We start from the raw sequence: 25,148 nt of genomic DNA, 5'->3' as shown, positions 1-25,148 counted from the left end.
CGCCGGAGAGCCTCGCCGCGTTCAGGGCGCAGACGCCGGCCGGGCGGCCCGCCGCGGTGACCGCCTCGGTGGGGGAGTGCCGGGCGTGTTCGTCGCCGTCGCCCCGCCCGCCGAGCCGGCGCCCGCCTCCGTGGCGGGCGCCGGCCGGCGGGGCCGCCGCCCGTGGCGCAGGGCCTCGCTCGTGCCGTACCTCTACCTGCTGCCGGCGCTCGCGCTCCTGATCGTGTGGACGTACAAGCCGCTCGTGGAGACGTTCCAGCTGTCGTTCTACGACTGGAACCTCCTCCCCACCTCGCCCCAGACCCCCGTCGGCGTGCAGAACTACACCGACGTCGTGGAGCTGCCCGAGCTCCGGGCGGCGCTGCGGAACACGGCGATCTACGTCGGGGCCTCCCTCGTGTTCTCACTCGTGCTTCCGATCCTGGTCGCGCTGCGGGCGCGCCAGGTGCGGGGACGGGCGCGGACGGTCTACCAGGCGCTCGTCTTCGTGCCGTTCCTCGTGACGCCCGTGGCCACGGCCGCCGTCTGGCGCTGGCTGTTCGCCGAGCAGGGCGCGATCCCCACGGTGGCGCGAGCGATGGGTCTGGACTTCGGCAACGTGTTCCGCGACCCGGCGCTCGCGATCTGGGCGGTCGTCGTCATCGTCGGCTGGCAGATGCTGGGGTTCGGCGTGCTCGTCGTGTCGGCGGGCCTCGCGGGCATCAGCCCCGAGTACGCCCAGGCGGCGTCGCTCGACGGCGCGAGCTCGGCACAGATCACGCGACGGATCCTGCTTCCCCTGCTGTCCCCGACGATCGTGTTCCTCGGGCTGATGACCATCCTGCTGGCCGCGCAGTGGAGCTACCCGATCATCGACCTGCTCACCCAGGGCGGCCCCACCAACGCGACCACGAACATCTACTACCTGCTGTACCAGTTCGGGTTCCAGAACTTCGACGCCGGGCTGTCGGCGGCTGCGGGGGTGCTCTTCTTCCTCGGGTTCGCCCTGATCGCGTGGGTGTTCATGGAGCTGCAGGACCGGCTCAGCTTCTACGACAACTGAGAGAGGCACCCCCATGGCATTCGTCGCCGTCGACGCCCCCGTCGCGCTGACCGCCCGTCCGGACGCGGCGGACCGCGCCGGCGTCGAGACCGACGACGCACCGGTCGCGTCCCGCTCCCGCGCGAGCGTGGCCACGGGCCACGTGGTCCTGGCCGTCGTCGCCGTCTTCAGCGTCTTCCCGGTGTACTGGATGTTCGCCACGTCGCTGCGCGCGCCGGAGGACGCGCTGTCCCAGACGCCGTTCCCCTGGCCCCTCAGCCTGGAGAACTTCGCGTACGTCTGGGACACCATCCCGATGGGCTCGATGCTCGCCAACACGTTCGCGATGGCGCTCGTCCTGGCCGTCGTCCAGCTGCTCGTCGCGACCCTCGCGGCGTACGCCTTCGCGGCGTGGGAGTTCGCCGGCCAGAAGCTGCTGATGTTCCTGTTCATCGGGTCGTGGCTGGTCCCGTTCCAGGTCACGATGATCCCCAACTACCTGCTCGTGTCGCAGATGGGCCTGCTCGGCACGATCGGCGGCGTCGTCATCCCGCAGCTCTCGGGGGCGTTCGCCGTCCTGCTCATGGTGCAGCACATGCGCGCGTTCCCCCGCGAGCTGCTGGACGCCGCCCAGATGGACGGCCGCTCGAGCTGGTCGATCCTGTGGACCGTCGTCGTGCCGAACATGAAGCCGGCGCTCGCGGCCCTCGGGATCATGGGGTTCATCTCGGCGTGGAACGAGTACCTCTGGCCGTCCCTGATCATGCAGCAGAACGACGCGCTCGTGCAGGTCGGTGTGCGCAGCTTCCTCACGGCGGAGGGGAACAACTGGGGCGCCACGATGGCCGCCGCCGGCCTCGCCTGTATCCCCGTGCTGCTCGTCTACGTGTTCCTGCAGCGCTATGTCGTCGACGCCTTCGTCCGGTCCGGGCTGAAGTAGCGGTACTGGTCACCTGGGTTACGACGGGTTCAGCCGAAGTTCGCGTCCAGCCAGGAGCGGCCGACGAGGGCGGTGGTCGACCTCGGGAGGCGCGGATCGCCGCCGTCGGCGAGCGCGCGGCAGGCCCGCATCGCGGCGTTGAAGCTCCAGGACTGCCTCGCGCCGCCCTCCATGCTGCCGCCGTCCGGGTGCCAGGTCGCCGTCCAGTCCTTGCCGTCGAGCAGGACGAACGGTCCGGCCACGACACCGAGGACGTCGTCGTCGATTCCGTCGAGCAGGCCCGCCGAGCCCCAGTCGCAGGCGTCGCACCCGCAGTCGGGGACGCCGTAGTCGATCCGGTGACCGGGGTCCTGGACCGCCACCTGCAGGAAGTCCGTCGTCTCGCCGTGCACCGTGGGCCCGGCGTCCTGCTCCAGCAGCACGAGCGGCAGCGTGCCCGGCACGGGGGAGACGATCCGCACGCCGCGGTCGAACTCGTGCCGATCCGTCGTCACGGGCCCGAGGTGCTCGACGACGACGCCCGGCAGTGCGCCGAGCATCTCGGTCCATGCGCGGGCGCGGCCGTGTACCACCCGGTACTTGTGCGGATCGGAGACCCGTGAGTACTCCTCCTCCCGCGCCTCCGCGTCGTCGGGCCGGGGCGACGGCCAGGACGGAAGGTCCAGACGGGCGTACGCGGCGTCGACCTGGGCCTTCAGGACGCCGGGGGTCACGACGCCCCGAGCCCGCGCACCACGAGTCCCTGCGCGAGGACGCCGAACGCGCCGCGCTCGTCGTGCAGCACGCTGCTCGTGAGGCCCGCCCCGGCGTCGCCGAAGGTGACGGTGGTGTCGAGCCCGAGCCACCCCGGCTCGGGCGTGCGGTACAGGTGCGCCGAGAGGTCGACGTTGGGGAACGCGACCTGCTGCGGGTCGGCCCGCACGGACATGCCGTTGGCGAGGTCGAGCAGGCCCGCCGTCCGGGCGAGGCCGCCCACCTTCTCGTCCTCGACGAGCTCGTGGTCGGTGCGCACCCACACGGTGCCGCGGCCCGGGGCCGCCAGCGTGCGGCGCACGTCGATCGACTCGACGAAGGCCCCCGGCCAGTCGGCGCTCGGCAGCCAGGCCTCGTGCTCGTCGGGGCCCGGCACGGGCGCGGGCGAGCCCCCGGCCAGGGCGCGGGTGTCGCCGACGGCCGTGAGCCAGGCGCGCAGCGTCACGACCCGGCGTCCGCCGCACGCCACCTCGGCCTCGACCAGCTCGACGCCGCGGCCGGGGCGCAGCACCCGCACGTCGGTGGTCATCTCCTCGAGCGGGTACGGGCCCCAGATGTCGAACGTCAGCCGCGTGGCCGCCAGGTCGTCGCGGCCGCGCCGCTCCCGGTCGGTCTCCACCAGGTGCGTGAGCAGCCCGAGCGTCGGCGCCACGTGCTGCTCGTCGGTCTTCCAGGCGCCGCCCACGTGCGGGGTGGGCTGGAACGTCGTCGCGCCGGTGCGGCGGAAGTAGGCCATGGTTCCGTCCTTCGAGGTCCGTCCTTCGTGGGGAGTGACGGCCATCCTGCCAGGGACGTCACGTGCCTGGCGTCAGCGTGCGGGTGCGACGACCCCCAGGAGCACGAGCGGTCGGCGACGAGCGCCAGGCCGCCGACGCGGAGCCGCGACGCGGCGGAGTCGATCGACCAGCCGGGACACCAACCGCACCACGACCGCGCCGTGCCGGTGCGCGAAGCCGCCGAGGGTGAACCTCGCAGGTCAGGACGTCGCGAGCCGGACGTCCACCGACGCCGCACCCCGCAGCGGCGCGAGCTGCTCGGCCTCGCGGCGCAGCTCCTTCTCCGCGCGCTGCGGCAGGGCGTCGAACGTCGTCACCGCGAGGGTCAGCGTCGTGCCGCTCTTGCGCGGGCGCCAGGTGCCCGCGACCTCGCCGTCGACGAGGACGGTGCCCGGGGCGCCGACCGACTTCCACATCTCCCGGTGGTGCTCCATGCCGACGATCGTCTCGCGGTCGCGCAGCTGCGTGTACGGGTCGCGCGGCGGGAGCAGGCGCACCCCCGTCGGCGCGGGCGTCGACCCCAGGGCGTCGAGGTCGTCGGCCAGGAGCCAGGCCCGTCGACCGACGTCGACCGGCGCCAGCTCGTCCTCGATCGGCTCCCACCAGGGCCCGACGTCGCCGGCGCGGACCCCCAGCCAGGCGGCGAAGTCCGCCCGGGTCGACGGCCCGTAGCAGCGCAGGTAGCGGCGGAGCAGCTCGGCGCGCGCGGCCTGCGGGTCGGCGTCCGGGAGCGGGTGGCCGAGCCACTCGTCGACCAGCACGAACGGGGCCTGGTTGCCCTCCCGGGGTGCGAAGCACACGACGCCCTGCAGCGTGAGGACGCGCAGGCAGAAGTGGACGACGCCCTCCCCGAGGGGCTGGCCGGCGGCGTACGGGCCCTCCTCCGTCCAGGTGCCGCGCCGGTCGCGGGGCAGCCGGGGAGCGACCCGCGCGGACAGCTCCGCCCCCAGCTCCCCGACGGCGAGACGGCGCCCGCCGAGCACGTCGCGGATCTCGTCACTCGTCAGGTCGACCGCCTCCGTCAGGCTCAGGCCGAGCCGGTCGAGCGACGGGCCGACGCCCTGGAGGAGTCGGCGCGTCGCCTCCTCGGTGGGAGGCAGCACCCCGGCGGTGAAGACAGCCGCGTCGGCGGTCGGGACGACGAACGGCGCGCCGCGCATGGCCCAGGTCGTCAGCAGGCTCTTGTCCTCGCCGAGCGCGCCGTCGAGCCGCTCCGTCGAGATGCCCTCCACCCGGGCGTGCAGGGCGAGCAGCGCCGACCCCGGCGGGCTGTCCTGCACCCCGCACCGCCCGGCCACGTCGACGAGGTCGCTCTCCGACCCCCGCCCGTCGAGGTGGTGCGCGGCGAGCCGGAACCGGACGACCTCGGCCCGCGACGCCCGCGCGGTCACCGCGGGCGGCCCGCGGCGACGTCGCGTCCGTCCGTGTCGGCGGCCCATGACGCGAGCAGGCGCAGCCGTTCGGCCGACGGCGACCCCGGCTCCGCGGTGTAGACGAGGAGCACCTGACCGGGCTCGGCGGTGATGGCGAGCTCCTCGAACGCGAGGGTCAGCTCCCCGACCACGGGGTGGTGGAAGCGCTTGGTGCCCGCGCCGTGGATGCGGACGTCGTGGGCGGCCCAGAGCGTCCGGAACGTCTCGCTGCGCGTGGACAGCTCGCCGACCAGGTCCTGGAACGCCTTGTCGTGCGGGTTCCGGCCCGCCTCGGCGCGCATCACCGCCACGCACATCTCGGCCATGAGGTCCCAGTCCGGGTAGAAGTCGCGCGCCGCGGGGTCGAGGAACTGGAACCGGGCCAGGTTGGGCGTGCGTCCGCCGTCCCCGATGACCGGGGCGTAGAACGCGCGACCGAGCGCGTTGGTGGCGAGCAGGTTCTGCCGCGGGTCGCGGACGAAGGCGACGGCGTCGGCGATCGCCTCCAGCGCCCACTGCAGGCTCGGCCGCGGGGCGCCGGGCCGGGGCGCCCGGCCGCGCGGGCGCCCGGACGTCGGGATGCCGTCGGCCGCTCGCGCGAGGTCCAGCAGGTGCGCGCGCTCGGCGTCGTCGAGCCGCAGGGCGCGCGACACGGCGTCGAGGACGGAGGCGGACGCCCCGGCGATCGCGCCCCGCTCGAGCTTCGCGTAGTACTCGACGCTCACCCCGGCGAGCGTCGCGACCTCGCTGCGGCGCAACCCCGGGACGCGCCGGTTCGGCCCCGCGGGGAGGCCCGCCTCGTCGGGGGTCACCTTGGCGCGGCGGGACATGAGGAACTCGCGCACCTCGGATCGGTTGTCCATGCGGCCAGGCTAGGCACGGAAGGCCGGCCACGGCCGGGCGGAGGGGTGCACTGTCGGTACACCCCTCGACAGGGACTCCCGTGCCGCGAGCGCGGCGCGGATGCTGGAAGGCATGTCGGCCCCCTCCGCACCAGCCGCACAGGCCCGGTATGCCCGGTTCCTGCCGGCGCTGCTGCTCCTGCTCACCGTCTTCGGGCCCATCTCCATGGACCTGTACCTGCCGGCGCTGCCCGCGCTGACGGCGGACCTCGGGGCGGCGACGTCGGTCGCGCAGCTCACGGTGACCGCGTGCCTGGTCGGGCTCGCCCTGGGGCAGCTGGTCGCCGGCCCGCTGTCGGACCGGCTCGGACGGCGCGGGGTGCTGCTCGTCGGCGTCGTCGCCTACGTGGCGACGTCGACCCTGTGCGCCGTCAGCCCCACGGTGGAGCTGCTGATCGGCGCGCGGTTCGTGCAGGGCCTGGCCGGAGGGGTGGGGATCGTCATCGCGCAGGCCGCCGGCCGCGACGTCTTCACCGGCGGCGCGCTGATCCGGTTCTACGGCCGCCTCACCGTGGTGGGCGGGCTCGCGGCGATCGTCGGCCCGCTGCTCGGCGGCCAGCTGAACACCGTCACCGACTGGCGCGGCCTGTTCGTCTTCCTCGCCGCCGCGGGCGCCGTCATCCTCGTCGCCGCGCTGGTCGCCTTCCCGGAGACCCTGCCCCCCGACCACCGGACGGCCGGCGGGTTCGCCCGGACCGGCCGCGACTTCCGGGTGCTGCTGTCCGACCGCGTCTTCGTGGGCGCGGTGCTCCACCAGGGCTTCATGTACGCCGCGCTGTTCGCCTACCTGTCGGGCGCGACCTTCGTGCTGCAGGGCATCTACGGGCTGTCCCCGCAGGGATACGCGCTCGCGTTCGGCCTGAACTCCGCGGGGTTCATGCTCTGCGGGTTCCTCGCCGGGCGCGCCGCGGAGCGCTGGAGCGTGCCCGGCACGCTCGCGGTCGGGACGGGCCTCGCGGCGCTCGGCGCCGTCGGGCTGCTCGTGTCGGGCCTGACGACGACGCCGCTGTGGGTCGTCGTCGTGTCGCTGCTGGCCCTGGCGAGCGGCGTGGCCACGACCTCCCCGCCCGCGACCACGCTCGCGCTGGTCGGGTACCCGCGGCTCGCCGGCACGGCGTCGTCCCTGCTGGGCACGCTCCGGTTCGGCTTCGGCGGCGTCGCCGCCCCGCTGGTCGGGCTCGCCGGGGCGGCCACCATCCTGCCGCTCGGGCTCGTCACCGTCGTCGCGGTCGGCCTCGCCGCCGTCGCCTTCCTCGCGTTCGCCGCGCGCCGCCGCGCCGCCGCGCCCGCTGCCCACCGCGTCGCTCTCGACGCGGACCCCGTCCATCTCTGAGAAGTCGCAACGAACGGAGCATCAACATGCGTGGAGTCGTCCTCGAGGCCGCAGGCACCGTCACGGTCGCCGAGCGGGAGAACCCGACGATCGTCGAGCCGACGGACGCCATCGTCCGCCTCGCCGCGACGTGCATCTGCGGGTCCGACCTGTGGCCCTACCGGGGCCTCGAGCCCGCCGACCATCTGCCCATGGGGCACGAGTACGTCGGCGTCGTCGAGGAGGTCGGCGACGCCGTGCGGAACGTGAAGGTCGGCGACTTCGTCGTGGGGTCCTTCGTCATCTCGGACAACACCTGCGAGATCTGCCAGGCCGGCTACCAGTCGAAGTGTGTCCACGCCCAGTTCGTGCACGGCACCATCGGGACGCAGGCGGAGCTCGCGCGCATCCCGCTGGCCGACGGCACGCTCGTCGCGACGCCCGGCCGGCCCGACGCCGACCTGATTCCTTCGCTCCTGGCGGTCTCGGACGTGCTCGGCACCGGCTGGTTCGCCGCCGTGGCCGCCGAGGCCGGCCCGGGCAAGACTGTCGCCGTGGTGGGCGACGGCGCCGTCGGCCTCATGGGCGTGCTCGCTGCCAAGCAGCTCGGGGCCGAGCGCATCATCGCGATGTCGCGCCACGCCGACCGCCAGGCCCTGGCGCGCGAGTTCGGCGCGACGGACATCGTCACGGAGCGCGGAGACGACGGTGTGGCACGGGTCAAGGAGCTGACGGGCGGCCTCGGCGCGCACTCGGTCATCGAGGCCGTCGGCACGCAGGAGGCGATGAGGCAGGCGACCCGTGCCACGCGCCCGGGCGGGCATGTCGGGTTCGTCGGCGTCTCCCACGACGTGACGATCCCGGGCGAGGAGCTGTTCTTCTCAGAGATCCACCTGCACGGTGGCCCCGCCCCGGTGCGGCGATTCCTGCCGGACCTCATCCAGCTCGTCTGGGACCGGAAGATCGACCCGGGCAAGGTTTTCGACCTCACCCTGCCGCTCGAGCAGGCGGCCGAGGGCTACCGCGCCATGGACGAGCGCCGCGCCACCAAGGTGCTGCTCACGGTCTGACCCGTCGGTGGAGCCTGTCGAGCCTGTCGACGCCACGAGCGAGGTGTCGACAGGCTCAACCGGCGTCACGCGGCGCGAGGACGAGGGTGTCGGCGAGGGCCTGCGGCACCCCGGTGCCGCGCACGGGACCGGGGTCAGGGAACGACCCGTGCCCGAAGAGGATGCGCCGCGCCGCCGCCCGACCGGGCGGGGTGCGCAGCAGCGCGACGCCGGCGCTCGCGGCGGCGGGCGTGCGGACCAGCGATAGGCCGCGGCGCAGGGTGAGCCGGCCGCGGAACCGGGCGCGCAGCGCGGCGCCGTCGTACCGCGCGAGCTCGCGACGGTCGCCGGTGCGCAGGGCGCGGTCGAGGACGTCGGCCGCGTGGTCGGACAGCCGCAGGCACGGGTCGAGCCCGCCCGCGGTGAGAGGCGAGACGGCGCCGGCGGCGTCGCCCACGAGCAGCCCGAGCGGGCCGGCGATGCGGCGCAGGAGCCCGCCGACCGGGATGGGCCCGGCGCGGCGCTCGACCGCCTCCGGACGGGGGACGCCCGCGAGGCCGGGTGCGGTCGCGGCGAACCGCCGCAGCGCGTCGCGCATGCCGTGCGGGTAGCGGTCGGCGTACCCGGCGACGCCCACGTGCGCGTGCCGGCCGTCGTCGAGCACCCACGCGAGGTAGCCGGGCGCGAGGCGCGGGTCGAGCACGCAGTGGAAGGCGGGCACCACCTCGCGGGGTGGCACGGCGTAGACCTCCTCCGCGCCGACCAGCAGCTCGCGGTTGCGGTCGAGGCCCAGCTCGCGCGCGACGGCGGACCGGGCGCCGTCGGCCCCGACGACGAACGTCGCGCGGACCTCGAGCGGGCCGCCCGGGCCGTGCAGCAGGTGGACGTCGTCGCGCCGCCCGAGGTACCGGGTCCCGAGCTCGAGCCGCACGCCCGCCGCGACGGCCCGACCGGCGAGCGTCACGTACAGCGGGGCCATGTCGCCGACGCGGAACTCGTCGTGGGCGCTGTCGAGGGTGATCGGGCTCCGGTGCGACGGCGGGTACAGCACCATCCGGCGGATCGGCGGCCCGAGGTGCTCCGGCGGCAGGTCGAAGTCCTCCAGCGTGCGGCGCACGAAGATGCCGGTGGTGCGCACGGTGGTGTCGAGGCGGGTGCGACGGTCGGCGAGGACGACGTCGTGCCCCCGCCGCGCCAGCTCCGTGGCGGTCCACAGCCCGGCGAGGCCGGCCCCGACGACGAGGACGTCAGCGCGCACCGTCGCCCCCCTCTCCGGACGTGGCGTCGTCGTCCACCCACTCCAGCAGGTCGCCCGGCTGGCAGCCGAGCACCCGGCACATGGCCTCGAGGGTGGCGAACCGGACGGCCTTGGCGCGCCCGTTCTTCAGGACGGCGACGTTGGCCGGCGTGAGGCCGACCTGCTCGGCGAACTCGCCGACGCTCATCTTGCGGCGGGCGAGCTCCACGTCGAGGCGGACGACGATGGGCATCAGATCACCCCGTCGAGGTCGGTGCGCAGCTCCGTGGCCTGCCGCAGCAGCGCGCGCAGCACCACCATGAGCAGCCCGACGGCGGCCCCCACGAGCAGCACCAGCAGGAGCAGGGCCGCCAGCCCGACGAGGCCCTCGGCGGCCACGAGCAGCACGAACGCGGCGAGCACGAGCACCCAGGCGCCGGCCGCGGCGGCGACGATGCCGTTCACCCAGACGAGGGCGTGGTCGGAGAAGATCCGGTCGTCGCGCACCATCGTCAGCAGCCGCCACGTGCACACGATGACCGCCTCGACGCAGACCAGGCCGACGACGGCGAGCACCAGCAGCGGCCACCGGAGCGGCGCCAGGTCGGGCGACTCGTCGGCCATCCGCGCGAACGCCGCGGGCAGCACCGCGACCTGGGCGACGACGAGGGCGGCGAAGGTCGCGACGAGCAGCGCGCGGAGCGGTCCGACGAGGCGTTGGGTGCGTGACATGCGGACGAGACTGGCGCCATCGCCTATCGAAAGTCAATAGATATCGATCGTTTCGCAGAACCTTCGCAGGACCACCGCACCCGGTCGTCGACGTGTGTCTCGCCGCGGATGCTGCCGGGTGCCATGCTCGGCGGCGAACGGAGCCCGACCGACTGGAAGGACACCATGCCCGCCTATGCCATCGCGCACCTGCAAGAGGCCGCCCCGGCCCCTGAGGTCGTCGAATACATCGAGCGCATCACCGCCACGTTCGAGCCGCACGGCGGCCGATTCCTCGTGCACGCCGCGCAGCACGAGGTGAAAGAGGGAGCGTGGCCGGGGAACGTCGTGGTGATCGGCTTCCCCGGGATCGCTGAGGCACGGGCCTGGTGGGACTCACCCGCGTACCAGGAGATCGCACCGCTGCGCTCGCGGCACATCGAGGGCGACATCATCCTGGTCGAGGGCGTCCCCGCGGGGTACGACCCCGCTACCACCGCCAAGGCGATGCGGGAGGCCATGCCGACCGAGTAGCCCCCCGTATCAGCCGATGGCGGTACGGGGGTCTGGCGGCGTGCTCGGCTCAGGCGCCGAGGGTCACCGCCCCTCGGCGTCGAGCAGCTGCTCGCGCAGGATGTCGGCGTGCCCGCAGTGGTGGGCCAGCTCGCGCAGGACCTGCAGGTACACCCAGCGCAGCGTTCGCGGTCCGGCCCGGTGCCCGGTCGCGACGGTGTCCAGCGGCAGGTCGACGACCACCGCCCGGGCCGTCGCACAGGCCGCGCGGTGGGCCGCCGTGACGGAGGCGACGGTGTCGTCGTCGGTGAGCCGGAACGACTCGTCCGGGCCCTGAACCAGGCCGAGAGCCCGACGGGACGTGCCGCCGACGCACTCCTCGAACCACACCCGCTGCATCCATGTGACGTGCTTGAGCAGACCGAGCAACGTCGTCGCCGACGACACGAGCCGGCGGCGGGCCTGCTCCTCGGTCAGGCCGTCGAGGGTCGACTCGATGGCGCTCCGATACTCGTCCACGAACGCGTCGAGCTGGATGCGTTCGTCGTCCAACGGCACATCGAACGAGCTCATGAAGGTCTCCCGTGCGTCGTGAGCCGAGGGCGTACTCCCGGTGGTGGACCGGGTGCCGAACGGTCGGGATGGCGGGCCGGGCATCAAGGACACTGTGGACAGGCCCTAGTCGTCGCCGAACACCCCGCCGTCGAGCAGCCAGTGGTAGCGCAGGCGCAGCGCGCGCTCGGTGCTGGCCACCAGGGTGGCGACCAGGAGCGCGACGTTGAGGCCGGAGGGGAGGCGGACCGGCGAGGTGAACGTGCCGAACCGGTCGGCGACGGGCGGGATCTGCGAGACCTGCTCGACGATCTGCGGCACACCGAGCACCAGCGCGACGGCGAGGACCACCCAGGTCACGACGCCGATGCCGCGGCTCAGGCCCGGCCGGTCGCGCTCCAGGCGGGCGCGGCGGCCCTCGGCGGACGCCGGGTCGGGCACGAGCTGCCGCTCGCGCCCGTCGGGGGTCACGTAGTGGCAGCGGCGCAGCCCGTAGCCGCTGTTGTCCACCTGCACGGTGCCGCCGGTGACGAGGAACTCGGCCGGGAGCTTCGACGTGGCCTGGTGGACGCCGTCGCGGTACAGCCGCGCCCGCACCTCTCCGTCGTCCGAGTCGCCCCCGAGCCGGACGTCGACGGACCACCGCTCGGGCCGTCCGTCGTCGCCCACGAGGTCCAGGTGGAAGAGCGTGCGCAAGAGCGGCTGCCACCACCGGAAGCGCTTCAGGGCGTGCCCGTCCCCGGGCTTGATCCGTCGGGCGGCACGCCGACGCCTGCGGTCCGAGAACATCCCGGGCAGCGTATCCGTGCTCCGGACCCGTGGCCCGTCGGACGCGGCGGGTGCACGATGTCTCGCGAACCCGACCGCACCGCCCCGCCACGGAGGACCCGAGCGATGAGCACGTCCGAGACGCCTGCCCGCGCACGGCTCGTCCCCATGCGGGGGCGCGACCCGCACGAGCCGGGCCGCACCGCGAGCACGCTGGAGCTGTTCTTCGACCTCGTCTTCGTGGTCGCGGTGAGCACCGCCGCCGTCCAGCTGCACCACGCGCTCTCCGAGGGCCACGTGGGCGACGGGCTGGCCGCCTACGGCATGGTGTTCTTCGCCATCTGGTGGGCATGGATGAACTTCACCTGGTTCGCCACGTCGTTCGACACCGACGACTGGCTCTACCGCGTCCTGACGGTGGTCCAGATGGCCGGCGTCCTCGTGCTCGCGGCGGGGATCGAGCCGGTGTTCGTCGACCGCGACTTCACCGTGGTCATCGCCGGGTACGTCGTGATGCGCGTGGCGATGATCGCGCAGTGGCTGCGCGCCTCCGCGGCGGCGGGGCCGACCCGCGGCGCGACGCGCGCCTACGCCGCGGGCATCGCGGTGGTCCAGGTCTGCTGGCTCGCCCTCCTGGTGCTCCCCGAGGGCGTGCAGGCGGCGGCGTGGGTCGTGCTCGCGGCGGCCGAGCTCGCCGTCCCGGTGGTGGCCGAGAGCCGCGGCCGCACGCCGTGGCACCCGCACCACATCACCGAGCGGTACGGCCTGTTCACCCTGATCCTGCTCGGCGAGAGCCTGCTCGCGTCGTCGAACGCCATCATCGAGGCCCTGCACGACGAGCAGGACCTCGGCTCGCTGATCTCCCTCGCCGTGCTGACGGTCGTGGTCACCGCCGCCCTGTGGTGGATCTACTTCTGGCCCCCGCACCACCGCGTCGTCGGGGAGGACGGCCGGCTCTCGCGGTCGCTGCGGTACGGGTACGTGCACTACTTCGTCTTCGCCGCCGCGGGCGCGTTCTCCGCCGGGGTCGAGGTGGAGGTCGACGCCCTCACCGGGCACACCGAGCTGAGCGACGTGGGCGCGTCGTTCACGGTCACGATCCCCATCGCCGTGTTCGTGCTCGGGATCTGGTGGATCGCGATCCGCGAGAACGCCGACCGCATGGTCAACACGGTGGTGCCCGTGGGCGCCCTGCTCGTGCTGTGCGACCCGGTCGTGCCGATCCCGGTCACCCTCACCGCGGTGATCATGGTGGCGGTCGTGGTCGTCCTGGTGCTGCACCCGCCGCTCAGCGAGCCGCGACCTCCGCGAGCAGTTCGGCGGCGGGCGCCGGGTGCACCGGCCGGCCGAGGTGACTCGACCTGAGGGTGCGCACCTCGGAGCGGTTGTCGGGCGTGACGGCGGTGGTGAGGCCCGCGGGGCGGGGAGGCTCAGGCGGACGCGGGCAGCGGCGCGTCCTGGCTCGTGCGGCGGGCGTTCACGGCGCGTGCGAGGAACAGGCCGACGATGCCGAGCGCGATGAACAGGAAGTTTGTCGGCGCGGCGAGCGTGATCAGGGTGTTGGTGGTGGCGGCGCCGGAGACCTCGTCGATGCCGCCGGTCGAGAGGAAGAGCAGCGGGTCGAACAGGCCGTGCAGCAGGATCGGCCACACGAGGTTCCGGGTCACGCGCAGCGTGAGGTACATGGCGGTGCCGAAGCCGAACGTGTACAGGACGGTCACGGCCACCGTCCCGAGCGGCATCCCCGACAGGAGGTTCGCGGAGTGCAGGAGGGCGAACACCAGGGACGACACCACCATCACCGCCCACTCCGACCAGCCCCCGCGGCGCAGCAGCGTCACGACGATCCCGCGGCACAGGACCTCCTCGACGAACCCGATCAGCAGGCCCGCCGCGAGGGCGGTCGCGACGACCCCGGGTGCGTACGTGGCGTAGTCGATCCCGAGGGCGCGCAGCACGATCGGCACGAGCACGAGAGCCGGGGCCACCCACATCCACCCGCGTGCGGGGAGCGTCTGGCGGGCGAAGAGCAGCGGGAACCACCGCAGCGAGGCGAGGAACACCGTGAGCACGACGGCCCCGGCGAGCAGGGGCGCGGCCAGTCCGAGGAACACGCTGAGCGGTGTCGCGAAGATGTCCTCCGCGTCGATCGACGACCCGAACCACGTGCCGACGAGCAGCCCGGCGAGCAGGTAGAGCGCGAGGTACACGACCGCCACCAGCAGCGCGCGCCAGAGCCCGCCGCGCTCCCAGAAGCTCTGCCATCGTGAGGTGACCGGCATGCCGACCATCGTGTCTCCCGTCGCCGTGCCGTCCGGGGGCGAGCGCCCCCCGGCCCGAACCGTAGACGCTTGCCGACGAAGGTGCGCGCGGGCGCGCACTTCCAGGGGTCACGGCGCCGTACGACCCGGCCGCCCGCGTCGTGCGCGACATCGCGGAGGGCTGAGGCTCAGGCCTCCCCGGCGGCGGCCAGCTCGGCGTCGCTGCGCAGGATGCAGAACTCGTTGCCCTCGGGGTCGGCGAGCACCACCCAGCCACCCTTGCCGTCGGGCCGGCGGCGGTCCGCGACCTGCGTCGCGCCGAGCGCGAGCACCCGCGCGACCTCCTCCGCCTGCGTGCGGTCCGTGGGCCGCAGGTCGAGGTGGCCGCGGTTCTTGACCGACTTGGGCTCGGGCACCTCGATGAACAGCACGCGCCCGTGGCTCTCGGCGGGCGCGTCGTGGTCGGCCGGCGGCACGATCATGCACTCCTCGTGGCCGGGCAGGTTCGGGTCGCCGGGCACGTCCGTGTAGCCGAGCACCTCGGCCCAGAACACGGACTGGGCGTAGGCGTCGCGGGCGTCGAACGTCGTGTGCGAGATGCGTGAGGTCATGCGGGCATCCAAGCAGCGCCCGCGGCCTCCCGACCAGGAATTTCGCCGGTCGTCCGCATATCCTCGCCGGAGCCCTGTCCCCGCGAGCCCCTGGAGGCCCCGCATGGTCGCGCACGACGCGCGGGTCGCGCCGTGAGCGCCGACGTCACCGCCACCGTCGGCTCCGTCGTCTGGTCGGTGGTGGTGTGCGCCTTCTGGGCGGTCTGGCTCGGGGTGTCGCTGCGCGCCGACCGGCGCCGGCTGCGCAACGGCTTCCTGCTGATCGCCGTCGTGTACACGGGCGTCGGGGTGGTGGGCCAGCTCGTGACCCTGCTGCCCGAGGGCGACACCGTGCTGGGGTGGGTCGGGTTCGCCCTGTTCGCGCTGCTCGGGCTGGGGATCCTCGTGCTGCCGGCGTTCCTGGTCCTCAACGGGCTCACGATGGTGCGTCGCGAGCGGCGGAGCGTCGGCAACCTGCTGTCCCTGCTCGTCGGGCTGGCGATGCTCGCCGCGCCGTTCGTCGTGGCCGCGCCCGTCCTGGTGCGCTCCCCGTGGACGGCGGGGCTGTCGGTGGCTGTCATGCTGGGCACGGCCTGGCTCGGATTCGTCTTCCTGGGCTTCGTGGCCCAGACGCTGCTGTACCGGCGGTACGCGGCGCGCGCGCCCGCGCACGGCGTCATCGTGCTCGGCTCGAAGGTGGTCGGCGGCCGGGTGCCGCCGCTGCTCGCGTCCCGGCTCGCGGCCGGGGTCGCGGCAGCCGACCGGCTCGCGGCCGACGGCGGGACGCCCGTGCCGATCGTCCCCTCGGGCGGGCGGGGCGCGGACGAGGACCGCCCGGAGGGCGTCGCGATGGGGGAGTGGCTGACCGACCACGGCGTGCCGCCCGAGCGGGTGCTCGTGGAGGACCGGGCGCGCACGACGCGCGAGAACCTCACGCTCGGCGTCGCGGTGCTGCGGCAGCACGGCGTCGACGGCCCGTACCTCCTGGCGACGAACGACTACCACGCCCCGCGTGCCGCGCTCGAGGCGATGGACCTGGGCCTCGACGTGCACGCGGTGGGCGCCCCGACGGCGCGCTACTTCTTCCCCAGCGCCTACCTGCGCGAGTTCGTCGCGGTGCTGCGCCGCCGCCCGACGGTGCACGTCGTGGCGGCGGCGGGCATCGTCGCCGTGGCGGTCCTGGTGACCGTCGTCGTGGCCGCCGGGCTGTAGGGGATCAGCCGACCGGGACCGGCTCTCCCTCGGCGTCCGGGACGGCCTGCAGGTGCCGGGCGTCGGCCTGCGTGCCGCGCTGCCGCGGGATGAACAGCACGATCACCGCGCCGATCGCCGCCGCGAGGGCGCCGATGACGAAGCACAGCTGGAACGCGGCGCCGGTGGGGATCGCCGGGCTGCCCGGGGCGAGCACGGTGGTCTGGCTGGTCAGCACGATGGCCATGACCGCGCCGGCCACCGTGGTGCCGATGGAGCGCATGAGGCTGTTCAGCCCGACGCTCGCCGCGGACTCCGCGGCCGGCACGTTCGTGAGGATGAGCGTGGGCATCGCGGCGTACCCGATGCCGACGCCGGCGGACGCGACGCAGGAGGCGAGCATGAGCTGCCACGGTGCGTCCATGAGGAAGACGGCGACGACGTAGCCGAGCGCCAGGACGGCGGCACCGATCGCCATGGTGCTGCGGCCGCCGAACCGGGTCAGGAGCCGGGACGAGACCGGCGTGAACAGCATCATCATCAGGCCCGCCGGGGCCATCCACAGCCCGGCCTGGAGGATCGTCTGGCCCAGGCCGTAGCCCGTGGCCTCCGGCATCTGCAAGAGCTGCGGCACGACGATGGACTGCGCCATCATGCCGAAGCCGATGAGCACGGCGGCGATGTTGGTGAGCAGCACCGGCCGGCGGACGGTGGTGCGCAGGTCGACGAGCGGGTCGTGGTGGCGCAGCTCGTACCAGCCCCACAGGAGCAGCACGGCGACACCGCCCACGATCATGCCGAGCGTGCTCGCGGAGCCCCAGCCCCAGTCGTTGCCCTTGGAGACGCCGACGAGCACGCCGACGAGGCCGACGGCGAGGCCGAGGGCGCCGACGACGTCGAGCCGGCCGGGGTGCGCGTCCTTCACGTGCGGGACGACGGTGGCGGTGAGGACGGTCATGACCACGGCGAGGACGACGGAGACCCAGAACAGCACGTGCCAGTCGAAGTCCTGGGCGATCCAGGCGGCGAGGGGCAGGCCGAGCGCACCGCCGACACCGAGGGTGGCGCTGACGCCCGCGACCGCGGTGTTGCGCATGTGCTCCGGCGCCGCCTCGCGGACCAGGCTGATCGCGACCGGGATGTAGCCCATCGCGACGCCCTGCAGCACCCGGCCGACGAGGACGGGGCCCACGGAGTCGGACACCGCGCAGACGAGGGAGCCGACCACCAGCACGGCGGCCGACACCACGAGCACGGGCTTCTTGCCGTACAGGTCGGCGAGGCGGCCGGTGACGGGCATCGCGACGCCGCCGCCGAGCAGCGTGGCGGTGACCACCCAGGACGCCGTGCTGGCCGACGTGGACAGGAGCTCGGGGAGCTCGCTCTGGATCGGGATGACGAGCGACTGCATCAGGGCTGCGCAGAGGCTGCTGAAACAGACCACCACCACGACGGCGATGGCGCGCCGGTCGGCGCGCGGGGGCGCTCCGGCGGCGGGGGACAGGGACGAGCTCACGGCACACCTCGGGATGTGTAAGTTACATAAGACCGTGTGTATGCTACCTACACATTCGCCAGAGTCAACCCCTGGAGGAGTCGATGTCGTCTGGGACACTGTCGTCCGTGACGTCTCCGCACCACGACCAGCCGGTCACCGCCGACCGCCGGGTCGCCGGCCTGCTGGTCCGGCTGGAGGTGCACCGCCGCACCGCCGAGCACCGCAGCCCCGTCGGCACTGCCGACGGCCGCCTGCTGTGGCTGCTCTCCGACGGCCGCCCGCGCACGCTGCGCGAGATCGCCGACGCGCTCCGGCTGGAGCAGTCCACCGTCAACCGGCAGGTGAACGCCGCGCTCGCGGCGGGCCTCCTGCGCCGCTTCACCGAACCCGGGCGACCTGCCCGCCTGATCGAGCCGACCCCCGAGGGTCTCGCCGCGTTCGACGCCGCCACGAGCACCGCCCTCGGCGCCTACGCCGACGGTCTGGCGGCGTTGGGTGACGACGCCGGGGCGTTCCTCGACCTCCTCGACCGGTTCGTCGACGCCTATGGCGACGCGGTGGGCGAGTAGACGCACCCTTGCCCGGAATCGGGCAGATTCTGGCAGGTCGTGATCGACGGATGCATGATGTCCGGGTGACCGACGCCGATCTCGTCGCCCGCATCGCGACCTCCACGGGCCTGTCCCCGTCCGAGGCCGCGCGCGTCGTCGAGGACGTCCTCGCCTGGTACCGCGAACCGGTGGAGGACTACGTGCGGCGCCGGCACGCCTCGCTGCGCACCTACGGGCACCGCAACGAGGAGATCTACGCGCTGATCGCCGCCGAGCTGCGCGACCGCCTCGTCGCGGCGCCCGAGCTCACCGAGCGTCAGGTACGGCGCACCATCTACGGCTAGGAGCTTCGTCCCATGTGCGGAATCGTCGGCTACGTCGGCCCCCAGCAGGCAGCACCCGTCCTCGTCGAGGGCCTCACGCGGCTGGAGTACCGCGGCTACGACTCGGCGGGCGTCGCCGTGCTCAACCCGCGCTCGAGCGCGCACCCGTCGCGCGTCGTGCGGGCCAAGGGCCGTGTGCGCGACCTCGAGGCCGCGCTGCCGGCGCGCCTGGCCGGCACGGTCGGCATCGGGCACACCCGCTGGGCGACGCACGGCGAGCCGAGCGAGCGCAACGCCCACCCGCACACGTCGTTCGACGGCCGGGTGCACGTGGTGCACAACGGGATCATCGACAACTTCGCCGTGCTGCGCTCGCGTCTCGCGGCCGACGGCGTGGAGCTCACCTCCGACACCGACACGGAGGTCGTGGCACACCTGGTGGCGCTCGAGCTCGCCGGCGGGCTGGGCTTCGAGGACGCCGTGCGCGCCGCCGTCGGGCACGTCGACGGCACGTACGCGCTCGCGGTGGTCGACGTCCGGACGCCGGACCGGATCGTCGTGGCGCGCAACGGGTCGCCGCTGCTGCTCGGCGTCGGCGACGGCGAGATGTTCGTCGCCTCGGACGCCGCGGCGATCGTGCGGCACACCAGCCAGGTGGTGCTGCTCGACGACGGCGACTTCGCCTCCGTGACGGCCGACGGGTTCCGCACCTTCACCGCCGACGAGGAGCACACCGCGCGCTCCGCGATCACGATCGACCTCACCGTGGAGGAGCTGGAGCTCGGCGGCCACGCCCACTTCATGCACAAGGAGATCCACGAGCAGCCGGAGTCGGTGGAGCGCATGCTCTCCGGCCGCCTCGACGACCGGTTCGGCACCGCCAAATTGGACGGGCTCAACCTCGACCCGCGCGAGCTGCGCCGCTTCACGCGCGTGAAGATCCTCGGCTGCGGCTCCGCGTACTACGTGGGGCAGCTCGGGGCGTCGATGATCGAGGACCTGGCCCGCATCCCCGCCGACGCCGAGCCCGCGAGCGAGTTCCGCTACCGGAACCCGATCATCGAGCCGAGCACCCTGTACGTGGTGGTCAGCCAGTCCGGCGAGACCGCGGACACCCTGTTCGCCGTCCGCGAGGTGCAGCGCAAGGGCGGCACCGTGGTCGGGCTCGTCAACGCCGTCGGGTCGTCCATCGCCCGCGAGGTGGACGGCGGCGTCTACCTGCACGCCGGCCCCGAGGTGGCCGTGGCGTCGACCAAGGCGCTCACGCACATGGGCGTCGGGTTCGCGCTGCTGGCGCTCGCGCTGGGCCGCGTGCGCGACCTGTCCTTCGCCGACGGCAAGCGGATCATCGCCGGCCTGCGGGCGATCCCCGGGCAGATCGCGCAGGTCCTGGGTGACGAGGAGGACCTCGCCTCCGCCGCGAAGGTGCTCTCCGAGGCGCCGAGCCTGTTCTTCATCGGGCGCGTGCGCGGCTACCCGGTGGCGCGCGAGGGCGCGCAGAAGTTCAAGGAGATCACCTACCGGCACGCCGAGGCGTACCCCACGAGCGAGCTCAAGCACGGCCCGCTCGCGCTCATCAGCCCCGAGCTGCCGACGGTCGCGATCGTGCCCGCCGACGACCTGCTGGAGCGCAACATCACCGCCGCGCAGGAGATCCGCGCCCGTGGGGGCGCCGTCGTCGCGATCACGCATCCCGGCGTCGAGCTCGGGGACTCCGCCACCCGGCGCATCGAGGTGCCGCGCAACGAGGTGGAGCTGGACCCGATCCTGCTCACCATCCCCACCCAGCTGCTCGGCTACCACGCGGCCGTCGCCCTCGGCGAGGACGTCGACCGGCCGCGCAACCTCGCCAAGTCCGTCACCGTCGAGTGACGGGCGGCCGGCGTCAGCCGAGCTCGGCGAGGAGCTGCGCCACCCCCTCGCCGTCCATGAGGCCGATGACGTTGCCGGCCGGGTCGGTGAACCAGGCGCCGTCGCCGCCCTCCATGAACCCGCGGGCGACGCCCTTCTCGTCCTGGTCGAACCCGTCGTACCGCGCGAGGGTCACGCCCTTCGCGAGGAGGTCGTCCACCACCGGGTCGACGTCGTCGACCGCCAGGTGGAAGACGGTGAACGCCGCCGGGGTGTGGTCCTCCTTCGGGTAGACGAACACGGGGGCGCCGGAGCCGAGGTGCAGCACCAGACCCATGCCGTCGTCGAGCGCCGTGACGCGGAGCCCGAGGGTGTCCGCGTAGAAGCTGCGTGCCGCGTCGAGGTCGTCCACCGAGAAGCTGGAGAACCCGCGCCGAGTCGAGACCATGTCAGTTGCACTCCTTCGTGACCACCGGTCCCCGGGGCACGGGGGAGCCGCCACGAGGTGCCGGACCCCTCCAGCATCCGTCCGCGGCGGTGGCCACGCCGCTCCCGGCGGCGCTGCGCCGGGTGAAGTTTCGGACGTCGAACTCGGGACAGCCGCGTGCAGATTCGATATCTGGTGTTAAATTTGCACGGTGATCCCCCGGGCGGTGCAGGACGACGTCCGCCGACGCCTGGAGTCGACGTCGGCGGTCGTGCTCCTGGGGCCACGCCAGGTCGGGAAGACGACGTTGGCGCGGGACCTGGCGGAGAGCTGGCCAGCGGGCGCCGTGTACCTCGATCTCGAACGCCCCGCCGACGTACGACGCCTGGGCGACGCCGATGCCTACCTGCGGTCGCGGGCGCCCCGCCTCACGGTGCTCGACGAGGTCCAGCGAGTCCCCGCGCTGACCGAGACGTTGCGAGGCGTGATCGACGACAACCGGAGGTCCGGCTTCCGCTCGGGTCAGTTCCTCCTGCTTGGTTCGGCGGCCCTCGACCTGCTTCACCTGTCGTCCGAGAGCCTGGCGGGGCGTGTCTCGTTCGTGGACCTGGGTGGCGTCAACGTGGACGAGGCACACGCCGTCGGGATCGAGCCCGACGTGCTCTGGGTTCGCGGGGGTTTTCCTGACTCGCTCGTCGCGGCGGACGACGACACGTCGCTCCGGTGGCGGCAGGACCTGGTGCGCTCCTACCTCGAGCGTGACGTCCCGATGTTCGCCCCGCGCATCCCTGCCGCGACGCTCCGTCGGTTGTGGACGATGCTCGCGCACTCGAGCGGCGGGCTGCTCAACGCCAGCGCGCTCGCCCAGAGCCTCGGCGTCAGCAGCCCCACGGTCGGCCGGTACGTGGACCTGCTCGTGGACCTCGGTCTCGTGCGTCGTCTCCCGGCGTGGCACGCCAACGTCGGGAAGCGGGTGACGCGGTCGCCCAAGGTGCACGTCCGCGACAGCGGGTTGCTGCACGCACTGCTCGACATCGACTCGCACGACATGTTGCTCGGCCACCCCGTGGCCGGTGCGAGCTACGAGAGCTTCGTGGTGGAGTGCCTGGTCGACGCGGCGGGCGATCGATATCAGCCGTACCACTACCGCACCGCTCGCGGCGACGAGCTGGACCTCGTCCTGGTCCGCGCCGGCAGGCCAGAGGTGGTGGTCGAGGTCAAGAGGTCCAGCGCGCCCACGGTGTCGGCGGGCTTCCATCGAGCGGCCGACGACCTGGCGGCGCCGCGTCGCTTCGTCGTCCACCCTGGTGACGACGAGTACCCGGCCCACCAAGCCGTCGTCATCGGGCTGCGCAGGCTCGTCGAACAGCTCCGGGCCTCCTGATCGCCGGCGGGCGGTCCCCGGTCAGACCGGGTCGGGCTGGTCCTCGATCTTCACGCCGGTGAGCTCCGGCGTGAAGGCGAAGAGGGCGCCGTCCGCCTGGCCGACCCACCAGCCGTCGCAGACGAGCGTGGCGTCCTGCTCCTGCCCGGTGGTCCACCAGCCCGCCTTGAGCGTGGAGTCCGTGCGGTAGTCGTCCGTGGTCAGGCCGTCGCGCGCGGGCGTCGCGACGAGCGGGTGGTCGGCGTCGACGGACCGGCAGTCGGCGGGCAGGGACGTCACGTCGGCGTCCATCGTGAGGATGACCTCGTCGCCGGTGGTGCGGAAGACGCCCTGGACGTCGGTGGCGCCGTCGGGCACCCAGGCGGGCAGCACGTCGGCGTCCTTGCCGCTCCGGCCGCTGTCGTAGGAGAAGGCCCGGGTGTGCCCGGCGTTGCGGTCGTTCAGCGCCTCCGTGATGGCGCCGCAGGCGGTGGTCGTGACCGCGACGACGGAGACGAGCGCCAGCGCCCCGACGCCGCGGTAGCGGCGCAGCGGCGAGGTGGTGACGTCGGCGAGGTCGGTCGGGCGGTCGCTGTGGGAGTCGCGGTGGGAGTCGTGGTGCGTCATGCCCTCGACGCTACGAACGCGCAGGTCGCGCCCGCGTCGGCCCCGGAGCGGAACCTCGCGGGCCGCGTGTACGACCACGGGACGACGCCGGGCTCAGGGGTGGCTCAGGGGTTCACCCGAGCCGGCCTCACGGGGCGCCGTCGAGGAAGCCGCGCACCAGTGGCGTCGCCACGGCCTCGCCCTCGTGGAAGTAGGCGTGCCGCAGCCCGGGCGGCACCTCGACCCGCGCGCCGGGGATCCGCTCGCCGAGCAGGGTCGCGTTGACCGCCGGGGCCAGCAGGTCGTCGGCGCCGTGCAGCACCAGCGTGGGGGCGAGCACCCGCGGCAGCTCCTCCCAGGCGTCGTGGCCGCCGCTGGCGCTCAGGTGGTCGCGCCGGGCCTGCGGCGTCATCGACGGGTCGCCCTCGACCGTCGTGGGGCCGGGGTGGGCGGCGAGCCACGCGGGGGTGTACATGAGGTCGAGCAGGGCGGCCCGGGCCGCGCGCCGGTCGAGCTGGGCCACCGCGCGGCGCGCGCCGTCGCCGTCTTCTGAGCTCGACCCGGAGCATTGGAGTTCAGTTCGTCGGGCGCTGGGTGAGGGCGTTGCGGACGGTCGATGTCTCGTCCAGCCAGGCGGCGAGGTCGCGGTCGATCGTGCGGGCCAAAAGCATGTACGCGTCGTGTCCGTGGAGGGCGCTGATGCGACGTTTCTGGCCGGGGAGCGGGATGCCGCGCAGCAAGGGCTCGTGATGGGCGCACCGGTTGCGCACGGCCTGTTGCGCCCCGGGTTCAGTGGAGGCTCGGTTCTGACCGAGGGGACATCGGAGCTGGCGGCGTCGGTCGTCTCCGGACAGCGACGCTCGTCGTCCCTGGCACCGAGGCCGGCCCACCGTGTGTACGGATCGGATCAATGGCGGCGGTCCGATCCTGGCTTGACTGGAGTCACGCGGTGAAGACGCGTTCGGCTGTGTCGCGGTGGGCATACAGGTCCCAGCAGAGGGGCGCGATGTCCTCGGCCGGTGCGGAGGGCATTCCCGGCGGGGCGCCGGTACCGACCCATGCGCCGATAGCGATGTGTGCTGCCTGGATCCCGGTGTCGGCGAGTTCCTGGTGCAGGCCCAGGGCCCAGTTTCGTAGCGCGGCCTGGGCGGCGTTGAGGTTGCCGAGCATCGGATTAGGCTCGATGGAGCCGGCGCCGTTGGTGTAGAGCAGAGTGCCCGCGCCGGCTTCGCGCATCCCGGGTAGTACCGCCTGGGTGGCGGCGATGGCCCCGTGGAGCAGGAGGTCCATCGCCCACTGCACATCGGATGGGCTGGTCGCGGACGGGGCGGTGAGCGGCGCGGAATCGAGGCTCCCGCCCGGCGAGTACTCCAGGACGTCGATGCCGCCGAACCGGGTGTCAGCGTCCTTGAGCGCTTGAGCGACGGCGTCATGGTCGAGCACGTCCGCGGGAAAGGCGGCGGCGGTGATGCCATCGGCCTCGAGCCGGTCGGCTAGGTGTGATGTCCAGGGAGGTTGGTCAGCCGGGTGATCGGTGGCTGGCCGCCGATGGCGGAGTGGGCTCGATGGTGATTGTAGAAGTGGAGCCATCCGGGCAGGGCAGCGTTGCGCTGGCTGGTTGAGTCGTAGAAGCGGGCGTAGGCCCATCCGTCAGCCAGGGTCCGGTGGAATCGCTCGATCTTGCCGTTCGTCTGCGGGCGGTAGGGGCGGGTGCGCTTGTGCACGATTCCGAGGTCCGTGCATGCGTGGGCCCAGGCGTGGGACTTGTAGGCGGCGCCGTTGTCGGACAGGACTCGCTCGATGGTGATGCCGTGATCGGCGAACCAGGTCTGGGCGCGTTGCAGGACGCCGATCGCGGTCGGGGCCTTCTCGTCGGCGTGGATCTCGGCGTAGGCGACACGGGAGTGGTCGTCGATCACGGTGTGCACGAATGCGGTGCCGACCAGCGGTCCCCGCACGCGACCCTTGCGGCGTTCGGTCACGGTCGCGGCACGGTTGCGGTCGCCCTGCGACTTGCCGACATACCGCCACCCGCCGCCGTCGGGGATGTTGCCGAACTTGGTCACGTCCACATGGATCAACGATCCGGGGTGATCGTGCTCGTAGCGGCGCAACGGTTCTCCGGTGACCCGGTCGATGCGCCAGAGCCGGTTGATCCGGCAGCGCACGAGGACGGCATGCACGGTCGCGGCCGGGATGCCGAGCCGGCCAGCGATCTGAACCGGGCCGAGCCGGTGGCGCCAACGCAGTCGCACGATCGCCTTGACGACCGGCTGCGGAGTGCGGGTCGGGCTGTGGTGCGGGCGCGAGCTGCGGTCGGCCATGCCGGCCGTGCCCTCGGCCCGGTATCGATCGGCCCATTTCTTCGCAGTGCGCGGCGAGACCATGAACATCTTCGCCGCGGCGGCGTGGGTCCAGCCCGACTCGACGATCAGCAGCGCCAGACGCAGCCGCGTCTTCGGAGTCAGCAGGGCGTTAGCGTGGGACACGAAGGCCTCCGGTGGGTGGAAGTGGTTCCTCGACAGCTCCACTTCACAACCG

29 protein-coding genes are annotated in these 25,148 nt (G+C 73.3%); 11 read left to right on the top strand and 18 right to left on the bottom strand.

The window, feature by feature from the left end:
• Both ACQFYA_RS20730 and ACQFYA_RS20725 read left to right on the top strand, forming a co-directional pair.
• Positions 1 to 1,042 (top strand): carbohydrate ABC transporter permease (locus ACQFYA_RS20730; RefSeq protein WP_499127373.1); only part of this gene is annotated, 1,042 nt, incomplete at its 5' end.
• A gap of 13 nt (positions 1,043 to 1,055) precedes the next feature.
• Positions 1,056 to 1,961, top strand: a complete 906-nt coding sequence (locus ACQFYA_RS20725; protein ID WP_499127371.1) for a carbohydrate ABC transporter permease — start codon at positions 1,056 to 1,058, stop codon at positions 1,959 to 1,961.
• A 29-nt stretch (positions 1,962 to 1,990) separates the two neighbouring features.
• On the opposite strand, the gene ACQFYA_RS20720 is transcribed toward ACQFYA_RS20725, so the two are convergent.
• From ACQFYA_RS20720 to ACQFYA_RS20705, 4 genes are all read right to left on the bottom strand, one after another.
• Positions 1,991 to 2,674 (bottom strand): DUF6226 family protein, encoded by a 684-nt coding sequence (locus tag ACQFYA_RS20720; RefSeq protein WP_499127369.1) that lies wholly within the window; start codon positions 2,672 to 2,674, stop codon positions 1,991 to 1,993.
• The gene (locus tag ACQFYA_RS20715; protein ID WP_499127368.1) at positions 2,671 to 3,450 is read right to left on the bottom strand and encodes a thioesterase family protein; all 780 of its coding nucleotides are present in this window, start codon (positions 3,448 to 3,450) and stop codon (positions 2,671 to 2,673) included. Before ACQFYA_RS20715 ends, ACQFYA_RS20720 begins: the two co-directional genes overlap by 4 nt.
• A gap of 240 nt (positions 3,451 to 3,690) precedes the next feature.
• Positions 3,691 to 4,881 (bottom strand): winged helix DNA-binding domain-containing protein, encoded by a 1,191-nt coding sequence (locus ACQFYA_RS20710; protein WP_499127367.1) that lies wholly within the window; start codon positions 4,879 to 4,881, stop codon positions 3,691 to 3,693.
• Positions 4,878 to 5,765, bottom strand: coding sequence for a helix-turn-helix transcriptional regulator (locus tag ACQFYA_RS20705; protein WP_499127365.1), 888 nt, complete (start codon positions 5,763 to 5,765; stop codon positions 4,878 to 4,880). The genes ACQFYA_RS20710 and ACQFYA_RS20705 overlap by 4 nt, the downstream gene beginning before the upstream one ends.
• Positions 5,766 to 5,877: 112 nt before the next feature.
• On the opposite strand from ACQFYA_RS20705, the gene ACQFYA_RS20700 reads away from it, so the two are divergent.
• Entirely contained in the window at positions 5,878 to 7,137 is a 1,260-nt protein-coding gene (locus ACQFYA_RS20700; RefSeq protein WP_499127363.1) for a multidrug effflux MFS transporter, read from the top strand.
• A gap of 26 nt (positions 7,138 to 7,163) precedes the next feature.
• Positions 7,164 to 8,186 carry a zinc-dependent alcohol dehydrogenase family protein gene (locus tag ACQFYA_RS20695; RefSeq protein WP_499127361.1) on the top strand — a complete coding sequence of 341 codons (1,023 nt, stop codon included), beginning with the start codon at positions 7,164 to 7,166 and terminating at the stop codon, positions 8,184 to 8,186.
• A gap of 55 nt (positions 8,187 to 8,241) precedes the next feature.
• Here the strand turns inward: ACQFYA_RS20695 and ACQFYA_RS20690 are convergent, their stop codons facing one another.
• Genes ACQFYA_RS20690 through ACQFYA_RS20680 form a run of 3 tightly spaced genes read right to left on the bottom strand, consistent with a single transcriptional unit; the run spans position 8,242 to position 10,134 of the window.
• Positions 8,242 to 9,423 (bottom strand): FAD-dependent oxidoreductase, encoded by a 1,182-nt coding sequence (locus tag ACQFYA_RS20690; RefSeq protein ID WP_499127359.1) that lies wholly within the window; start codon positions 9,421 to 9,423, stop codon positions 8,242 to 8,244.
• Entirely contained in the window at positions 9,413 to 9,655 is a 243-nt protein-coding gene (locus tag ACQFYA_RS20685) for a helix-turn-helix domain-containing protein (RefSeq protein ID WP_499127357.1), read from the bottom strand. Before ACQFYA_RS20685 ends, ACQFYA_RS20690 begins: the two co-directional genes overlap by 11 nt.
• Positions 9,655 to 10,134 (bottom strand): DUF2975 domain-containing protein, encoded by a 480-nt coding sequence (locus ACQFYA_RS20680; RefSeq protein ID WP_499127355.1) that lies wholly within the window; start codon positions 10,132 to 10,134, stop codon positions 9,655 to 9,657. Before ACQFYA_RS20680 ends, ACQFYA_RS20685 begins: the two co-directional genes overlap by 1 nt.
• 165 nt (positions 10,135 to 10,299) lie before the next feature.
• Here ACQFYA_RS20680 and ACQFYA_RS20675 point away from each other — a divergent pair, with 165 nt between their 5' ends.
• Positions 10,300 to 10,647 carry a DUF1330 domain-containing protein gene (locus tag ACQFYA_RS20675; protein ID WP_499127354.1) on the top strand — a complete coding sequence of 116 codons (348 nt, stop codon included), beginning with the start codon at positions 10,300 to 10,302 and terminating at the stop codon, positions 10,645 to 10,647.
• 63 nt (positions 10,648 to 10,710) lie between these two features.
• Here the strand turns inward: ACQFYA_RS20675 and ACQFYA_RS20670 are convergent, their stop codons facing one another.
• Positions 10,711 to 11,199 (bottom strand): DinB family protein, encoded by a 489-nt coding sequence (locus ACQFYA_RS20670; RefSeq protein WP_499127352.1) that lies wholly within the window; start codon positions 11,197 to 11,199, stop codon positions 10,711 to 10,713.
• Between the two features lie 105 nt (positions 11,200 to 11,304).
• Positions 11,305 to 11,967, bottom strand: coding sequence for a hypothetical protein (locus tag ACQFYA_RS20665; RefSeq protein ID WP_499127350.1), 663 nt, complete (start codon positions 11,965 to 11,967; stop codon positions 11,305 to 11,307).
• Positions 11,968 to 12,072: 105 nt separating this feature from the next.
• Between ACQFYA_RS20665 and ACQFYA_RS20660 the strand changes: the two genes are divergently transcribed.
• Complete coding sequence (locus tag ACQFYA_RS20660; RefSeq protein WP_499127348.1) at positions 12,073 to 13,311, top strand: low temperature requirement protein A; 1,239 nt, start codon at positions 12,073 to 12,075, stop codon at positions 13,309 to 13,311.
• Between the two features lie 65 nt (positions 13,312 to 13,376).
• On the opposite strand, the gene ACQFYA_RS20655 is transcribed toward ACQFYA_RS20660, so the two are convergent.
• Together ACQFYA_RS20655 and ACQFYA_RS20650 are read right to left on the bottom strand one after the other, a co-directional pair.
• Positions 13,377 to 14,228, bottom strand: a complete 852-nt coding sequence (locus tag ACQFYA_RS20655; RefSeq protein ID WP_499127347.1) for a CPBP family intramembrane glutamic endopeptidase — start codon at positions 14,226 to 14,228, stop codon at positions 13,377 to 13,379.
• 167 nt (positions 14,229 to 14,395) lie between these two features.
• Entirely contained in the window at positions 14,396 to 14,818 is a 423-nt protein-coding gene (locus ACQFYA_RS20650) for a VOC family protein (RefSeq protein ID WP_499127345.1), read from the bottom strand.
• Positions 14,819 to 14,950: 132 nt separating this feature from the next.
• Here ACQFYA_RS20650 and ACQFYA_RS20645 point away from each other — a divergent pair, with 132 nt between their 5' ends.
• The gene (locus ACQFYA_RS20645; protein ID WP_499127344.1) at positions 14,951 to 16,009 is read left to right on the top strand and encodes a YdcF family protein; all 1,059 of its coding nucleotides are present in this window, start codon (positions 14,951 to 14,953) and stop codon (positions 16,007 to 16,009) included.
• Between the two features lie 4 nt (positions 16,010 to 16,013).
• On the opposite strand, the gene ACQFYA_RS20640 is transcribed toward ACQFYA_RS20645, so the two are convergent.
• Complete coding sequence (locus ACQFYA_RS20640) at positions 16,014 to 17,504, bottom strand: MFS transporter (protein WP_499127343.1); 1,491 nt, start codon at positions 17,502 to 17,504, stop codon at positions 16,014 to 16,016.
• A 107-nt stretch (positions 17,505 to 17,611) separates the two neighbouring features.
• Between ACQFYA_RS20640 and ACQFYA_RS20635 the strand changes: the two genes are divergently transcribed.
• The 3 genes from ACQFYA_RS20635 (at position 17,612) to glmS (ending at position 20,232) form a co-directional block, all read left to right on the top strand.
• Positions 17,612 to 18,055: a MarR family winged helix-turn-helix transcriptional regulator gene (locus tag ACQFYA_RS20635; RefSeq protein ID WP_499127342.1), complete on the top strand. Its 444-nt coding sequence runs from the start codon at positions 17,612 to 17,614 to the stop codon at positions 18,053 to 18,055.
• Between the two features lie 65 nt (positions 18,056 to 18,120).
• Positions 18,121 to 18,381 (top strand): hypothetical protein, encoded by a 261-nt coding sequence (locus tag ACQFYA_RS20630; protein ID WP_499127340.1) that lies wholly within the window; start codon positions 18,121 to 18,123, stop codon positions 18,379 to 18,381.
• Positions 18,382 to 18,393: 12 nt separating this feature from the next.
• A complete protein-coding gene (glmS, locus tag ACQFYA_RS20625; RefSeq protein ID WP_499127339.1) occupies positions 18,394 to 20,232 on the top strand; it encodes a glutamine--fructose-6-phosphate transaminase (isomerizing) in 1,839 nt (612 codons plus the stop codon).
• A 13-nt stretch (positions 20,233 to 20,245) separates the two neighbouring features.
• Here glmS and ACQFYA_RS20620 read toward each other — a convergent pair whose 3' ends face one another.
• Positions 20,246 to 20,659, bottom strand: a complete 414-nt coding sequence (locus tag ACQFYA_RS20620) for a VOC family protein (protein WP_499127337.1) — start codon at positions 20,657 to 20,659, stop codon at positions 20,246 to 20,248.
• 190 nt (positions 20,660 to 20,849) lie between these two features.
• Between ACQFYA_RS20620 and ACQFYA_RS20615 the strand changes: the two genes are divergently transcribed.
• Positions 20,850 to 22,022, top strand: coding sequence for an ATP-binding protein (locus tag ACQFYA_RS20615; protein ID WP_499127335.1), 1,173 nt, complete (start codon positions 20,850 to 20,852; stop codon positions 22,020 to 22,022).
• Between the two features lie 21 nt (positions 22,023 to 22,043).
• Here ACQFYA_RS20615 and ACQFYA_RS20610 read toward each other — a convergent pair whose 3' ends face one another.
• From ACQFYA_RS20610 to ACQFYA_RS20590, 5 genes are all read right to left on the bottom strand, one after another.
• Positions 22,044 to 22,628 (bottom strand): hypothetical protein, encoded by a 585-nt coding sequence (locus tag ACQFYA_RS20610; protein WP_499127333.1) that lies wholly within the window; start codon positions 22,626 to 22,628, stop codon positions 22,044 to 22,046.
• A gap of 127 nt (positions 22,629 to 22,755) precedes the next feature.
• A complete protein-coding gene (locus ACQFYA_RS20605; RefSeq protein WP_499127331.1) occupies positions 22,756 to 23,130 on the bottom strand; it encodes an alpha/beta fold hydrolase in 375 nt (124 codons plus the stop codon).
• Positions 23,131 to 23,182: 52 nt separating this feature from the next.
• Entirely contained in the window at positions 23,183 to 23,347 is a 165-nt protein-coding gene (locus ACQFYA_RS20600) for a hypothetical protein (protein WP_499127329.1), read from the bottom strand.
• 202 nt (positions 23,348 to 23,549) lie between these two features.
• Positions 23,550 to 24,197: an SDR family NAD(P)-dependent oxidoreductase gene (locus ACQFYA_RS20595; RefSeq protein ID WP_499127327.1), complete on the bottom strand. Its 648-nt coding sequence runs from the start codon at positions 24,195 to 24,197 to the stop codon at positions 23,550 to 23,552.
• Entirely contained in the window at positions 24,101 to 25,096 is a 996-nt protein-coding gene (locus ACQFYA_RS20590; protein ID WP_499127523.1) for an IS481 family transposase, read from the bottom strand. The genes ACQFYA_RS20595 and ACQFYA_RS20590 overlap by 97 nt, the downstream gene beginning before the upstream one ends.
• Between the last annotated feature and the right edge of the window lie 52 nt (positions 25,097 to 25,148).

Origin of the sequence: Promicromonospora sp. Marseille-Q5078, assembly GCF_050315395.1 — a bacterium.
Lineage (GTDB): Bacteria > Actinomycetota > Actinomycetes > Actinomycetales > Cellulomonadaceae > Isoptericola.
This window is presented reverse-complemented; position numbering and strand designations above follow the sequence as displayed.

Coding starts and splice junctions, on each gene's coding strand:
- ACQFYA_RS20725 (WP_499127371.1), top strand. CDS start 1,056: ATGGCATTCGTCGCCGTCGACGCCCCCGTCGCGCTGACCGCCCGTCCG.
- ACQFYA_RS20715 (WP_499127368.1), bottom strand. CDS start 3,450: ATGGCCTACTTCCGCCGCACCGGCGCGACGACGTTCCAGCCCACCCCG.
- ACQFYA_RS20705 (WP_499127365.1), bottom strand. CDS start 5,765: ATGGACAACCGATCCGAGGTGCGCGAGTTCCTCATGTCCCGCCGCGCC.
- ACQFYA_RS20700 (WP_499127363.1), top strand. CDS start 5,878: ATGTCGGCCCCCTCCGCACCAGCCGCACAGGCCCGGTATGCCCGGTTC.
- ACQFYA_RS20695 (WP_499127361.1), top strand. CDS start 7,164: ATGCGTGGAGTCGTCCTCGAGGCCGCAGGCACCGTCACGGTCGCCGAG.
- ACQFYA_RS20685 (WP_499127357.1), bottom strand. CDS start 9,655: ATGCCCATCGTCGTCCGCCTCGACGTGGAGCTCGCCCGCCGCAAGATG.
- ACQFYA_RS20680 (WP_499127355.1), bottom strand. CDS start 10,134: ATGTCACGCACCCAACGCCTCGTCGGACCGCTCCGCGCGCTGCTCGTC.
- ACQFYA_RS20675 (WP_499127354.1), top strand. CDS start 10,300: ATGCCCGCCTATGCCATCGCGCACCTGCAAGAGGCCGCCCCGGCCCCT.
- ACQFYA_RS20670 (WP_499127352.1), bottom strand. CDS start 11,199: ATGAGCTCGTTCGATGTGCCGTTGGACGACGAACGCATCCAGCTCGAC.
- ACQFYA_RS20665 (WP_499127350.1), bottom strand. CDS start 11,967: ATGTTCTCGGACCGCAGGCGTCGGCGTGCCGCCCGACGGATCAAGCCC.
- ACQFYA_RS20660 (WP_499127348.1), top strand. CDS start 12,073: ATGAGCACGTCCGAGACGCCTGCCCGCGCACGGCTCGTCCCCATGCGG.
- ACQFYA_RS20655 (WP_499127347.1), bottom strand. CDS start 14,228: ATGCCGGTCACCTCACGATGGCAGAGCTTCTGGGAGCGCGGCGGGCTC.
- ACQFYA_RS20650 (WP_499127345.1), bottom strand. CDS start 14,818: ATGACCTCACGCATCTCGCACACGACGTTCGACGCCCGCGACGCCTAC.
- glmS (WP_499127339.1), top strand. CDS start 18,394: ATGTGCGGAATCGTCGGCTACGTCGGCCCCCAGCAGGCAGCACCCGTC.
- ACQFYA_RS20620 (WP_499127337.1), bottom strand. CDS start 20,659: ATGGTCTCGACTCGGCGCGGGTTCTCCAGCTTCTCGGTGGACGACCTC.
- ACQFYA_RS20610 (WP_499127333.1), bottom strand. CDS start 22,628: ATGACGCACCACGACTCCCACCGCGACTCCCACAGCGACCGCCCGACC.
- ACQFYA_RS20595 (WP_499127327.1), bottom strand. CDS start 24,197: ATGGCTCCACTTCTACAATCACCATCGAGCCCACTCCGCCATCGGCGG.